Below are 13,689 nucleotides of genomic sequence, written 5' to 3' on the forward strand. Positions count from 1 at the left end.
CAGCTATGGTCTCTGGCCCGGCCTTGCGGGCCAGAGACGTTATGGTTTGGAGACTTGATTTAGTTGCAGGGTGCAGGGCCGTTTTCGACGCCCTGGCACAGGTCTTCCAGCGGAATCCAGCCAGCATCGACCACAACGGACAGGTTGTCTTTTGTGATCGGCACAGGCGCCAGGAAGACTGACGTCATCTCAGTCCCACCGGGCGAAGTCCAGCTGACCGCGCCTTCGACGTCTGCCGCAGCCGTTCCACCGCTCAGCGCGACCGCGATTTCACCTGCGGCCTTGCCCAGCTCACGTGCATCTTTCCAGACCGAAACGGTTTGCGTGCCTTTGGCCACCCGGTTCAGCGCCGCATGGTCGCCATCCTGACCCGACACCGGAATGCCGTCCATACCTTGTGCGGTCAGTGCAGCAACTACACCGCCTGCGGTTCCGTCATTTGACGCGACCACAGCATCAACTTTGTTTTCGTTGGCGGTCAGGATCTGTTCCATGTTGCGCTGCGCGTTCGCAGGCAGCCAGCCGTCGGTATAGGCTTCGCCAACGATCACAATGTCACCACTGTCAACAGCACCCTGAATGATCTCCTGTTGACCACCGCGCAGGAAATCCGCGTTCGGGTCGGTGGGCGAGCCCTTGATCATCACATAGTTGCCTTTGGGCATGGCGTCGAACACCGCACGCGCCTGCATACGACCGACTTCGACATTGTCAAAGGTCAGGTAGAAGGCCCGATCATCTTCGATCAGACGGTCATATGCGATGACTGGGATACCTTCGTCGGCCGCGGCCTGAACAGCCGGTCCAATGGCCTGAGAATCCTGCGCCAGAATGATCAGTGCATCAACGCCCTGGGCGATCAGGCTTTCAATATCCGACAATTGTTTGGCCGACGACGATTGCGCATCTGCCGAAATATACTCGGCACCGCCTGCCTCAAGCGCGGCTTTGATTGCCGCTTCGTCGGTTTTCCAGCGCTCTTCCTGGAAGTTCGACCAGCTGACACCGACCGTGGTTTCTGCAAACGCAACCGTCCCCATCAGGACGGCCACAGCAGAAGCGCTGAGAATTCGTTTCATGATTTCCTCCCGGTTTATCGAGCCATCGCTTCATGATTCGTGGCTCTCACAATTCTGAGTAGCATATTTATTTCAGTCAGTAAAATATTTATGCTACCCGAAAGAAGAAAAACCGCTTACGCTTGGGAAATCACCAGATTCGCGAGGGCAGGATGCTGAAAAGCAAGGTTTCTTCAAACGCTACGGATCAACGAAACATCACCCGCTTGCGCGTGCTGGAACAAATCCGGTCGACCGGAGCGATATCGCGGATCGACATTGCAAGCGCGCTTGAGACCAGCCCAGCGACAGTGACAGCGGCAACGTCAGATCTGCTTTCAGCTGGTCTGATTCAGGAAATCGAAAGCGAAACACCGTCAAAATCCGCGCGCCGCGGCAGACCACGTGTGCTGCTGAAACTGCACGGCGGATGTCACTTGATTGCAGGTGTAAAAGTGGGCCGGCACCAGATTTCAGTCATCCTGGTCGATTTTGAAGGCACTGAGATCATCTCCTACACACATCCGTTGGAAGAGGCCCGGATGGCCCCGGAGGCGTTTGCAATAAAGATATGCACGGCGCTGGAACAGGCCTGCGCCTCTGCAAGCAGGTCCCTGACAGAGGTCTCCGGCGTCTGCATCGGGATTGCCGGACTGGTCGACGCAGAGCGGAATTTTGTACATTGGTCATCTTCGCTGACAGAGCGCAACGTGGATCTGAGCCCGCTTCTGTCCCAAGCGCTCCCCTGCCCCGCATTTATCGAGAATGACGCCAATCTGGTTGCAAAGGCCGAACAGCTTTTCGGTCTTGGCAAAGGGCTGAAGAACTTTCTGGTTGTCACGATAGAACACGGCATTGGTCTGGGCATTGTGTTGGATGGCAAGCTTTATCGCGGCGAGCGCGGTTGCGGCGCGGAATTCGGGCATGTCAAAGTTCAGCTGGATGGCGCATTGTGCCAGTGCGGGCAACGCGGATGCCTTGAAGCTTATGTTGGGGAACATGCCCTGATCCGCGAGGCAACCATTGCCAGCCAGGCAACTGACCCGCACACTCTTGCTGATATTCACGCAGCCGCCCAATCCGGTGATGCCCGGTCCGTTTCAGTTCTGTCCCGCGCTGGCCAGATGTTTGGAATGGGGCTTTCCAACTTGATCAATCTGTTCGATCCGGAATGTATCATCCTGTCCGGCACCCGAGGCAGCTTTGAATACCTGCATTCTGAGGCAGTGATGACTCGTATCAAAAACGGTGTCGTTAGCGTTGACGCGCCACTGCCTGAAATCAACGTAAACCATTGGGGGGATTCAATGTGGGCAAAAGGGGCAGCAGCCTATGGGATCGAACAAGTCTCGATCCTGAAAGTCAGGGAACTGGCGGAAAATGCGAGTTGAACTGACGATCCTGCTAGCGACAGCGTCCGCCGCCACGGCCGACATCAACCTTCCGCAGTTTCACAGCATCGACGTCCCCAGCCATGTTTACGACGGCGGATGGGAGCACTTTGTGGGCGGAGGCGTTGCCGTTTTCGACTGCAATGGCGATGATCGGCCCGAACTGTTTGCCGCAGGGGGAACCAACCCGGCGCAATTGTTTGTCAACACATCAGGACCCGATGTCAGTTTTCGGTCAGAAACGTCAAGCGCACTGTCCCTGACCGGCGTGACTGGCGCCTACCCAGTGGATATCGATGGGGACGGGTTTCTGGATCTGGCGGTTTTGCGCGTTGGCGAAGACGTTTTGTTGCGTGGCAAAGCGAATTGCGCATTTGAACCGTTCACCTCGTTGAATTTCCAGTCTCAGGATCACTGGACCACCGGTTTTTCTGCCACCTGGGAAAGTGGTAAAACCCTGCCGACACTGGCTTTTGGAACATATGTCGACCGAACCAATCCCGATGGCCCGTTTGAAGCCTGCGGGCCGACGCTTTTGTATCGCCCCGAAGGGACGGCCTATGGCCCACCTCTCCACCTGGTGCCGGGCCATTGTTCCTTGTCCATTCTGTTTTCCGACTGGGCGCGCACCGGGCGCGCGGACCTGCGTGTCAGTAACGACCGCCATTACTATGTGCGCGGCGGGCAAGAGCAGCTTTGGGCTATGGAAGATACGCCACGCCTTTACGCGCCGGAAGATGGGTGGCTGCCCTATTCGATCTGGGGCATGGGGATTGCATCAAGGGATATATCAGGGGACGGCTTCCCGGATGTTTACCTGACCTCGATGGGAGATCAGAAGTTTCAGATCTTTGATCCCACTGCCGGGGGGCCGACATGGCGCGACGCGACTTACGACCGGGGGACAACGGCGCACAGGCCACATGTCGGTGGCGATGGTCGCCCGTCAACCGGCTGGCATGCGCAGTTCGGCGACGTCAATAACGACGGGCGCGACGACATATTTGTCGCCAAGGGCAATGTCGAACAGATGCCTGATGCGGCGCAAACCGACCCCAACAACCTGTTGCTGCAATCTGCAAATGGTCAGTTTTTCGAAGCTGCCTCAGCGGCGGGTGTCGCCTCAATGGGAAAGTCCCGCGGTGGGGCCCTGGCGGACCTGAACGGGGATGGATCGCTTGATCTGGTCGTGGTCAATCGCGGGTCAGCGCTTGAGGTATTTCAGAACGAACAACAACTTGGAAACTGGATTCAGGTTGATCTTGGCCAGGATCGTCCCAACCGCGCAGCTGTCGGCAGCTTCATCGAGGTCAAAACCACCGACGGAATTCAAACGCGGGAAGTGACCATTGGCGGCGGTCATGCAAGCGGCATCTCCGGGCTTCATCACTTCGGCCTGGGCAACGCGGACGAACTGGCGCTGCGGGTTATCTGGCCAGACGGTACAGTTGGAGATTGGCAGACTTTCAGAAGCAATCAGGTGCTTCGCATCGACCGCTGATCATTGATCAACAGGCAAACCGCTGGGAACATGCGCTGGCACACCCAGCCGGACTGCCGGGTCTTCCAATGTGCTAAGAAAACTCAGAATGGCGTTTATTTCATCATCACTCAGGCTGATTGGGGCCAGATCATTCGACACTGCAATCGCCTCGGTCAGCGTGGGGTCGAGCAAGGCTTTTTGATCTTCCGCGCCCGGAAACTCTGGCAACGCTGCTTTTTCAACCGAGTAGCTGCGCAAAGCTGCAACCGGATCCAGATGATGGCGGACAACATCTTCAAGCCGCGCGTAGGCTCCGTTGTGACCATAGGGTGCCGTAAGGGTCACATTGCGCAAGGATGGCGTGCGAAATGTGAAGGCGTCATCCGCATTGCCCGTCACACGCAATCGCCCGTCGTCGCGAACATGGTTCTCGAACCGGGCGGCTTTTCCCGGCCCGATTTGCGGCATGGCGATAGAATGAAATCCATGATCCGTCTGGAACCAGCCGGAATGGCAGGTGCTGCACCCGGCTTTGCCGTAATAAAGGTCGAGCCCCATTTGTGCCTGCTCGGGCAGCGCTTCTTTCCCCTGCATCGCGCGATCAAACAGGCTGTTGTCAGCGCGCCATTCAAAGGCGATGAAATCGGCAATGATATTGGCGATTGCGGTAAAAGTAATCTCTTCTCCGGGCGCGAGCTGGTCAAAGCGCGCCCTGTATTCCGGGATTGCGGCAACACGCGCCGCGATAAGGTCCCATGCGCCGTCCTTTTGGGTCAGCAAACCAAGACGTACGGCTTTGCTCACTTCGTTTTCCGAATAGTGGCCGGCCATTTCGTCAGCCGACAAGACCGGGAACATCGCTTGCGCGGCCAGTGCAGATTGGAAGCCCGGCCTCATATCTGTGCCCAAGGGCGTTCGGAACCCGTCAGGCTGTGACGGGTCTGCCTCAAGACGCCCGTCATGAAAGAAGGTGGTGAATTCCAGCGCCCCAAGGTTCCACAGCCCCGGTGCATTTCGGGGAATGCGCTGCTCGGGCATGTTTTCCTGATCAAGCCTGCGCGCTGCCCCCAGCCCCACACCGCCTTCGCCGATACCCAGAGACAGCGCGTCTGACGTTCCCAGTTTCGGATGATGACAAGTGGCGCAGCTGATGTTTTTGTTCCCCGACAGGATCGGGTCGTAAAACAGCAACTGTCCCAGTTCGACCTTGACAAGGTCCGGTTCTACAAATTGAGGAAGCGGCCCGAGGTCCTGCGCCTGCGCCGCCGACAGTGTCACGCAAAAGGCCAGAGCATACATCGATATCGCAACTTTCATGCCTGATCCTCTGCGATTTCCAACGTCAGAACTTGTTTATACGGATTGGCCGGAGAATAGATGACGGACGGAAACAAGGGGTGGTTCACAGCGTCCGTGTAACCGGAAGGCTCAATGCAAAGCCCTGCGCATGGCGTGAAAGGATCTGACAGGTGCGCGGCGGAATAGACCTGCGCGCCGGGCTGATCAGAGTAGATATTCATGCGCAAACCTGACGGTGTTTCGACTGTGGCAACCGGTCGACTGAAATTGCCCGCCTCTTCAAACACGAAGTAGTGGTCAATGCCGCGCCCCTCATCACCGATAATGCGCGGGGATGAGAAATCCAGCGCTTGGTTTACGATCTCATCCACGATGCCTGTCGGAGTGGAGCTGTCGTCCAGTTCCAGTACCCGCTTGGAATTCAGGGTCAATCGGCTGTCAAGAATACCGCTTTGGCACCCAAGAGTATAGTAATTGTGCTGCGCAATGCTGATCGGCGTAGGCCGGTCCGGCAATGCGGTGATCGTGTAAGTCAGCCGTGGAAAAGCCAGCTCGACATGAATCTCGAACCTGATTTCTCCGGGAAAACCGTCAGCGCCGTCAGGTGACGTCAAGGACAGAACCGCACGGTTCGGCTTGGTCTTCCTGATAATCCAGTGGCTGCGTGACAGCCCGACCACACCGCCATGCAGCGTGTTTTCCCCCTCATTCGCCGTCAAGCGATAAGCGGCATCCTGCATATTAAACTTTGCGCCACCGATCCGATTGGCGACGCGACCCACGATTGCACCCAGATAATATGGGTCCGTCAGATATTCCTGCGGGTTTTGATAGCCCAGGATCAAAGGCGTTTCACCGATCCACCACCCTTGTGTGATGGCCCCATAGCTCAGCAGGGAAACCGACATCGCACCATCTTCCAGAACAACCTGTTCGATGGGTAGGGAAGTGACGCCCTTCATCATGGCGCAGACAAGGGGGATAGTGCCGCATAAAACTGGCGGTATCTTTGATATTCAGCCTCATAGGCGTCGAATAACCCCGCGCGCGGCTGAACAATTTCAGAGATTTCTGGCGATGTCATGAGCTCCACCGGGTCTGCGCCGTTTACTGCACAGGCAGCAAGGCGTGCCGCGCCTATGGCGGCTCCGAATTCACTGCCTTTAGGCAAGGCAAGCGGGACGCTCAGAACAGTTGCCAGCGTCTCGACCCAGAACCGGGATCGTACGCCCCCGCCGACAACCATCAGGCTTTCAGGTTTTGTTCCCGTGCTCCTGAGGGCTTCAAGGCAATCGCGCAGCGCGAATGAGACACCTTCCATCACGGACTGTGCAAGGTCCGCTGGACCCGACGCAATATCCAACCCAAGAAACGCCCCCCGGATGGCGCTGTCATTATGAGGGGTACGTTCCCCCGACAGGTATGGCAGGAACTTGGTCTTCGACGGCCCGGTGACGGTATCCGGCAAAGCCGATGCGAGTGCACCAACGGATTGGCCGAGATTCCGGGACAGCCAGTTCAGGCTGTTGGTCGCCGACAGGATGACGCCCATTTGGATCCAGCGCTCCGGCACCGCGTGGCAGAAGCAGTGAACCGCCGTTTCCGGTGCGGGCGCGTAACTGTCCTTGGCAACCAGCAGCACACCGGACGTTCCCAGCGATAGAAAACCGCTGCCTTCGGCGATACTTCCAATACCACAGGCCGCCGCCGCGTTGTCGCCTGCCCCGCCCGCAACGACTACGGGTCCGGTCAGGCCCCAGTGCTGCAAAATCTCCGCCCTCAGCTCGCCCCCGGCGGCGCTGCCTTCGACCAGTTCGGGCATCTGATCCCGACGCATGTGGCTGAGCTCAAGCGCTTTTTCCGACCATTCCCGACGTCCGACGTCCAACCACGCTGTACCCGCGCTGTCAGACATGTCGCTGATGTATTCTCCGGTCAACCAGAAGCGCAAATAATCTTTGGGGAGCAACACTTTGGCAGTCTTTTCAAAAACGTCAGGTTCATGCCTGCGCACCCATTCCAGTTTAGGCGCAGTGAAGCCGGGAAAAACGATGTTTCCGGTGATCGATCGCATCGCGGAAAGCGCATCCAGTTCAGCAGCTTCGCGGGCAGACCTTGTGTCGTTCCAAAGGATACAGGGCCTCAAGACGCTACCATTTCGGTCCAGAAGCGTCGCGCCATGCATATGACCGCTAAGACCAATGCCACGCACTGCCGAAACCGCAGCGTTGTTTTGCCCGCGCAACTGGGCAACGACCTTTTGACACGCTTCAACCCAATCCGCAGGTTCTTGCTCTGACCAGCCCGGATGCGGTGTCGATGTATTCACGCTTGCTTCGGCCTCGGCAACGACGTCGCCGTCTTCACTGACCACAATTCCCCGAAGACCTGACGTCCCCAAATCAAGACCGAGATACACCTGTTCCTCCCACTTGTAAGCCGCAATACGTAGGCAACAGAAACCCAGTTTTGCAAAGGTATCAGGCTTCACTGGCACAGTTTGCGCTAACATAACAAGGTGAAACAACACAAGGCACATAAAAATTGATGCCGTGCTGGACAGCACCGAATGACCGGGACCCAGACAGCGACCAATGCGAAGGCACCCGGTGAGAGGTGACCTGAACTAAGCCGCAGGAGAGATTTTTTGCGATTGTCTGGCGCCATGTTTCCGTAAAAACTTCGGAACGTTCTCATCTTACTGATTTCGGGCAGGCAGAGCGTCTGACACCATGATCAGTCGCAAGAAGGAAATCGGCAAATGAAGTCACATGCCAAAGTTGTTGTCGTTGGCGGCGGATGTGTGGGCGCGTCCATTCTGTATGGGCTGACACAGCACGGCTGTAGCGATGCGGTGATGCTGGAACGGACCACGCTGACCTCAGGCTCGACCTGGCATGCGGCCGGTCTGCTGGTCACCTTCGTGCGGTCCCGAAACGTGTCGAAGATGACGATGGAAACCATCCGCATCTATTCCGAAGTCGAACAGAAGATGGGTGCGTCGGTAGGCTTGCGCAAAGTGGGTCAGCTGCGCGTTGCCAACACCCAGGAACGTTGGGATGAATTCCAGTCATATATCTCGATTGCCGAGGCCGCCGGTGTGCCCTGCAAACTGTTGACGCCGGCGGAAATTGCCGATGTTCACCCCCTTTTGAGCCAGTCCGAGCATATTCGCGGCGGTATCCTGCATACCGAGGACGGCTATGTGAACCCGGCGGACATCACCATGGCAATGGCAAAACTGGCGCGGGATGCGGGCGCCACAATCTGTCAGAACACCGAAGCACAGACGTATGAAAGGCTGGAAAGCGGTCATTGGAAAGTGACCACCAATCAGGGTGAGATCACGTGCGAGCATCTGGTTTTTGCCACCGGCAACTATGCCCGTGAAAATGCCCGGCGCGTTGGGCTGGACCTGCCCTGCATTCCCATCGTTCACCAGTACTGGACCACGGAAACCGTTCCACTGCTCAAGGAACGTCGCGCGCAGGGTTTGCCCGAGTTCCCGATCCTGCGGGATGAGGATTACGGCGCATATCTGCGCGAAGATGTCGGTGGCATTCAGTTCGGGCCCTATGAATTCACCAAGGACCTAAAACTGTTTGCCGAAGACCGCGTGCCGCCTGACTTTGGCGCAGACCTCTTGCCCGAGGATTTCGATGCCGTGGAAACCCAGTGGGCACGGGCAATCGAACGGGTTCCAGTTCTTGGCGAGGTGGGCATCAAGGCCAACACGCGCGGCCCCTTCCAAATGACGCCGGACGAATTGCCACTTGCCGGGCCAGCGCCGGGGCACAAAAACCTGTGGCTGGCCGAAGGGATGCCCGGTGGCATTCTGTGGGGCGGCACCGTGGGCGAACGGCTGGCCCGCTGGATCGTCGACGGTGATCCGGGCATGGACATGTCGGAACTGGACCCGCGCCGTTTCTCTGACTACGCCTCCAAACGCTGGACCATGGATAAGGTTCGCGAAACCTGGGGCACGCATATGAACGCGCATATCCCCGGCGAAGATTTCCCGAACGCGCGTCCGATGAAAACCGTGGGGTCTTACGATCTGCTGACGGCGCATGGCGCAGTCTGGACCAGCTTCAACGGCTATGAATTCCCGCGCTGGTTCGCCAAATCGCCGCAAGAGGCGATCCCTGAACATTCTTTCCGCCGAACCAACCACATGGAACGCGTTCAGGAGGAAGTACGTACCACCCGCGAAGAGGCCGGGTTCATCGAGATGTCACCGATGACCAAGTTTACTGTACGCGGTCCCGGCGCCGCGCGGTGGCTGGATGGTCTGATGGCAAACAAATTGCCCAAAGTGGGCCGGATGAACCTGTCGCTCTTGTTGAATCCAAAAGGTGGCATGGATGCGGAATACACAGTTGTCCGCTATGCCGAGAATGATTTTTACCTGGTCTCTACCCCGAATTGGCGCGCCTATAACTGGGATCAGCTGCAACGCCTGCTACCACAAGATCAATCGGTTATCCTTGAAGACGTTTCGGAACAGTTGGGTGTGATCGCGCTGGCTGGTCCCAAGGCGCGCGAGATTTTGCAACCCCTCACCGACAACCATTTGTCGAATGCTGCTTTTCCCTGGCTCTCTGCACAAAAAGGTGAAGTGGGCTATGCCAAAGACGTTCACCTGCTTCGGGTATCTTACACAGGCGAGCTGGGTTGGGAACTGCACCATCCGGTCGGGTATAACCGCCACCTTGTCGACCTGCTTTTGAAAGCCGGTGTAAAACCCTTCGGTCTTGAGGCTTTGGAATCCATGCGCCTTGAAAAATCCTATCGCGCCATCAACCGCGAGATTTGCAAGGACATGACACCGTATGAGGCCAGCCTTGATCGGTTTGTTGTCACCGAGGGGCGAGAGTTCATCGGAAAAACGGCGCTGGAGAAGCAGAGAAGCGAGGGCAATCACAAACGGCTGGTCACGTTGAAACTTCCCTTTGGCGAAACTTCGGTGATGTTCGATGAAGGCGTTTATGCAAACGGTGAACTGATCGGGCACGTTACGTCGGGCGGGTTCTCTTATTATTGCAACCACGACATAGCGATGGCACTTGTACCAAACGATATGACCGCGCCGGGTACACGGATGCAGGTGTTGGTCCATAACGAAATGCGTGATGCCGAGGTGATCGATACTTGCGCCGTTGATCCCACCAGCGCGCGTGCGCGTGCCTGACCCCTGAAGTAAAAAGACTGGAATTGAAAAGATGACCGAACAATCGACCAAAACGCTTTCTCTTGCCGAGGTTCGGGCGCTCGCGAAATCCGTACTTGTTTCTGCCGGTGTAAACGCGCAGGGCAGCGATATTCTGGCCGACATTGTTACCCGGTCCGAACGGGACGGACCGCGCAGCCACGGATTGCGTATGCTGCCGGTCTATGTCCAAAGCTTCACCTCGGGCTATGCAAACGGCAATGCGAAACCCAAGATAGAAAAGGCTGCCCCGGGCGTTCTGCGCTGTGACGCAGATAACGGGTACTATCAGGTCGCCGCAGCAGAAGCCCGCGACGCGTTGATCGAAATGGCGCGGGAAAACGGCATTGCCGCTTTCACCTGCGCAAATTGCCACCATCTGGGCGCGTTGCGGTTTGACACCGAACCGCTGGCCGAGGCTGGTCTGGTGGCGTTTGCCGTGATCAACTCATTGTCCATGGTGGTGCCGCAAGGCGGGGTGCGCCCGGTATTTGGCACCAACCCGATGTCTTTTGCCTGCCCGCGCGAGGACGGCGCGCCGATAGTCTGGGATCAGGCGTCTTCAATGGTTGCTTTGATGGATATCCGCATGGCCGCAGCCGAAGGGCACGACCTGCCCCGCCCTGCCGGGCTGGACCCTGACGGCGCACCCAGCACGGACCCGAACGCCATTCTGGAAACCCGCAGCCTGTTACCTTTTGGCGAGCACAAGGGCGCCGCAATCGCTTTCATGGTTGAGGTGTTGGGTGCCGCTCTGGCTGGTGGAACCCTTTCCGCAGACAATCAGGAACGCGAGGCGTTCGGGGCCCTGAACATCAAAGGCGGCGCAACACTGATTGCGATTGATCCGACGCGGTTCGGCAACGCGGCCTTCAATCAATTTATCACGCGCATTTGCGCAGAAATTGTCGGCAATGGGGAAGCCCGTGTTCCGGGAGACGGGCGTCTGGCCAAACGGGCGGCAGCCGAGGCTGGCGGTGTTGTGGTCAGCACCGAGGTTCTAGCCGCGTTAAACGCGTCCTGAAATACCCGCGCTTAGCTTCCTGGCTAGAGAGCCTTCCTGCGACACGGGCGGCTTCAAGCGCCAATCCAGATTTGCCCAGGCGGCAATCCTGCAGAACCAAGTACGGATGCGACAAACCATTCTCCCCTCGGAACGGCGGTCCGTTGTGACCAGAGACGTCGTACTTATCGACCGCCGCCCGAAACAAATAGTCTGGAGAAGAAGTCAAACAGGTCAGCGTGACATTCCAGAGGCAAAACATGCGCCACATATTGGTCCGGTCTGACGACGACCATACAGCCCTTTGTCCGGTCAATTCCGCGCATTTCGTAGATGTCTTCGCGCCTCTTGTGATCAACGCAAAAAACCTTCTCGAAGTCGCGCAGACCATACCTGCCTTTCTCGGGTTTCAAAAGAGACGGCATATCCTCATAGGCCAGCGATTTGAAATCCTGTGGGAAGATGGCCCGTAGATCTATCAAACCGTCGATGTCTTCGTCAGGGCGCGTAAACCGTCGCAGAGGAGAGTTCGGATCGCTTTGCAAAGCCTCGCAAAGGTGATGGATCGATCCGTCTTGCCTACCTGCGTCTCCCTGTTCTGCGAAGGCATAGAGCCTCCAGCGCGCATCCGCTTCGGCCACATGTCCCAATTGCATAGGCATGGCATCCGCAAGCCGGACAACTGGTGCGGAATGAAATCGCTTGCCTATGACCAGCCCACGCGCCAGATGCTGGTGAACCGGTTCGGCGACCAAGTCCGAAGGCCCATAATGAACCGAAAGCCCGCCGGTAAATTCCAGATTTTCGATAAACTGTTTTTGAAATCGGGGCATGTCGGTGCCGTCAAGCTCTGACTCGCCCGGTGGCGCACTCATGATCCGGGCCCATTTATGGTCGGTTTCGACCAGTCTTTTGGCCTCTTGCAAACGCTCGGCCGAGTAGCTGTGAAGAAGATCAGGCTTTGATCTTCCTGTCAGCACATGCACCAGTTTCCAGCCCAGGTTGAATGTATCGCCCATCGACACGTTCATCCCCTGACCCGCCTTGGGGCTATGGGTGTGGCAGGCGTCGCCCGCCGTGAACACGCGCGGGGTGCGTGTTGCAATTTCACGCTGCAGGACATCGTCGAACTTGTCGGTCAACCTGTGGCCGATCTCGTAGACCGACCACCAAACGACTTCTTTTACGTCGATGGAATAAGGACGCATGATCCGGTTCGCGGCAGCGATGATATGGTCAGCCGTCAGATTGCGGTTGGCGACCCGCTCATCCGGGTTCAGCTTGTCAAGCTCGACATACATTCGGAACAGGTATCCGCCTTCGCGCGGAAGGATCAGAACGTTTCCTTCCGAAGCCGATTGAACAAGGCATTTCCGCCGCAAATCGGGGAAATCGGAATTCGCCAGAATGTCCATAACGCCCCACGCCTGGTGTGCGGCGTCGCCTTGCAGCTTACCCCCGATAGCCCTGCGCACATTGCTGCGTGCACCGTCACAGCCTACGACATAGTTCGCACGTACTGTAAGCCGTTCAATCACGTCGCCATCATCGCCCAGGCGTTCAAGCTGGGCCGTGACGGGGTGATCTGTGGAACCGGCATCAATCGTCAAATCGCTGACACGAAGCCCGTAATGGGGTTGCAGCCGCGTTGGAGCGTTTCTCATCACCTCCAGAAACAGCTCATGAATCCGGGCCTGATTCATCAAGGTATGTGGCATCTCGGATTGATCGTCGGCCACGTCCTGCACCGTGCCCGCCCGGCGGATGTGGTCCGGGTTTGCGGGATTGGGCGTCCAGAATGCCGTTTGGTTGACCCAATACGCTTCGCGCTTCACTTTCTCAGCGAAACCAAACGCCTGAAACATCTCCATCGAACGGACGTTGACACCGTCCGCCTGGCCTTTCTCCATCGGACCCGGTTTTTGATCCACGATCATTGTCGAAATTTCGGCGAACCCGGCCAGTTGCGCCGCAAGGCAAAGCCCGGCCGGTCCACAACCCGCGATCAGAACATCAACCTTTTCGGGGAGGGTTGTGGGGTGGATGTGGTGACCGAACGCAGCCGGTTTGATATCCGGATCACCCGGACGAAATCCATCAACGTAATATTGCATTGTCCCCTCCTCCGCAGGTTCCTGCAATTTTAATAACTATACTTACTATTTCTTGTCAACAAAGATATGTACACTCACTAATTGCCGCGGTAGTTCTGAAAAAGTGACGGTGTAAAGTGATTTCGGAGGTTT

General features: G+C 57.2%; 9 protein-coding genes. 4 read left to right on the forward strand and 5 right to left on the reverse strand.

The genetic code is table 11. The features are described 5' to 3' along the window. Positions 1-59 precede the first annotated feature (59 nt). Positions 60-1,079 (reverse strand): D-xylose ABC transporter substrate-binding protein, encoded by a 1,020-nt coding sequence (xylF, locus tag AC2FPW_RS06820; protein WP_267364640.1) that lies wholly within the window; start codon positions 1,077-1,079, stop codon positions 60-62. Positions 1,080-1,231: 152 nt separating this feature from the next. Between xylF and AC2FPW_RS06825 the strand changes: the two genes are divergently transcribed. Together AC2FPW_RS06825 and AC2FPW_RS06830 are read left to right on the forward strand one after the other, a co-directional pair. After that, on the forward strand, positions 1,232-2,449 hold the full coding sequence (locus tag AC2FPW_RS06825; RefSeq protein ID WP_496812939.1) for an ROK family transcriptional regulator: 1,218 nt from the start codon (positions 1,232-1,234) through the stop codon (positions 2,447-2,449). Further along, the gene (locus AC2FPW_RS06830) at positions 2,439-3,950 is read left to right on the forward strand and encodes a CRTAC1 family protein (RefSeq protein ID WP_496812940.1); all 1,512 of its coding nucleotides are present in this window, start codon (positions 2,439-2,441) and stop codon (positions 3,948-3,950) included. Before AC2FPW_RS06825 ends, AC2FPW_RS06830 begins: the two co-directional genes overlap by 11 nt. On the opposite strand, the gene AC2FPW_RS06835 is transcribed toward AC2FPW_RS06830, so the two are convergent. Genes AC2FPW_RS06835 through xylB form a run of 3 tightly spaced genes read right to left on the reverse strand, consistent with a single transcriptional unit; the run spans position 3,951 to position 7,650 of the window. After that, positions 3,951-5,249, reverse strand: a complete 1,299-nt coding sequence (locus tag AC2FPW_RS06835) for a cytochrome-c peroxidase (protein ID WP_496812942.1) — start codon at positions 5,247-5,249, stop codon at positions 3,951-3,953. Next, positions 5,246-6,196 carry an aldose epimerase family protein gene (locus AC2FPW_RS06840; RefSeq protein ID WP_496812943.1) on the reverse strand — a complete coding sequence of 317 codons (951 nt, stop codon included), beginning with the start codon at positions 6,194-6,196 and terminating at the stop codon, positions 5,246-5,248. The genes AC2FPW_RS06835 and AC2FPW_RS06840 overlap by 4 nt, the downstream gene beginning before the upstream one ends. After that, the gene (gene xylB, locus AC2FPW_RS06845; protein WP_496812944.1) at positions 6,193-7,650 is read right to left on the reverse strand and encodes a xylulokinase; all 1,458 of its coding nucleotides are present in this window, start codon (positions 7,648-7,650) and stop codon (positions 6,193-6,195) included. The genes AC2FPW_RS06840 and xylB overlap by 4 nt, the downstream gene beginning before the upstream one ends. Positions 7,651-7,992: 342 nt before the next feature. On the opposite strand from xylB, the gene AC2FPW_RS06850 reads away from it, so the two are divergent. Then, positions 7,993-10,422, forward strand: a complete 2,430-nt coding sequence (locus AC2FPW_RS06850) for a GcvT family protein (RefSeq protein ID WP_496812945.1) — start codon at positions 7,993-7,995, stop codon at positions 10,420-10,422. A gap of 31 nt (positions 10,423-10,453) precedes the next feature. Continuing rightward, positions 10,454-11,464 (forward strand): Ldh family oxidoreductase, encoded by a 1,011-nt coding sequence (locus AC2FPW_RS06855; RefSeq protein WP_496812946.1) that lies wholly within the window; start codon positions 10,454-10,456, stop codon positions 11,462-11,464. 164 nt (positions 11,465-11,628) lie between these two features. Here the strand turns inward: AC2FPW_RS06855 and AC2FPW_RS06860 are convergent, their stop codons facing one another. Next, positions 11,629-13,557 carry an FAD-dependent monooxygenase gene (locus AC2FPW_RS06860; RefSeq protein WP_496812947.1) on the reverse strand — a complete coding sequence of 643 codons (1,929 nt, stop codon included), beginning with the start codon at positions 13,555-13,557 and terminating at the stop codon, positions 11,629-11,631. Between the last annotated feature and the right edge of the window lie 132 nt (positions 13,558-13,689).

Source organism: Ruegeria sp. SATB027, assembly GCF_059613825.1.

Bases quoted from the DNA above. Each gene is read 5' to 3' on its own strand.
- xylF (WP_267364640.1), bottom strand. From the start codon at position 1,079: ATGAAACGAATTCTCAGCGCTTCTGCTGTGGCCGTCCTGATGGGGACG.
- AC2FPW_RS06825 (WP_496812939.1), top strand. From the start codon at position 1,232: ATGCTGAAAAGCAAGGTTTCTTCAAACGCTACGGATCAACGAAACATC.
- AC2FPW_RS06830 (WP_496812940.1), top strand. From the start codon at position 2,439: ATGCGAGTTGAACTGACGATCCTGCTAGCGACAGCGTCCGCCGCCACG.
- AC2FPW_RS06835 (WP_496812942.1), bottom strand. From the start codon at position 5,249: ATGAAAGTTGCGATATCGATGTATGCTCTGGCCTTTTGCGTGACACTG.
- AC2FPW_RS06840 (WP_496812943.1), bottom strand. From the start codon at position 6,196: ATGATGAAGGGCGTCACTTCCCTACCCATCGAACAGGTTGTTCTGGAA.
- AC2FPW_RS06850 (WP_496812945.1), top strand. From the start codon at position 7,993: ATGAAGTCACATGCCAAAGTTGTTGTCGTTGGCGGCGGATGTGTGGGC.
- AC2FPW_RS06855 (WP_496812946.1), top strand. From the start codon at position 10,454: ATGACCGAACAATCGACCAAAACGCTTTCTCTTGCCGAGGTTCGGGCG.
- AC2FPW_RS06860 (WP_496812947.1), bottom strand. From the start codon at position 13,557: ATGCAATATTACGTTGATGGATTTCGTCCGGGTGATCCGGATATCAAA.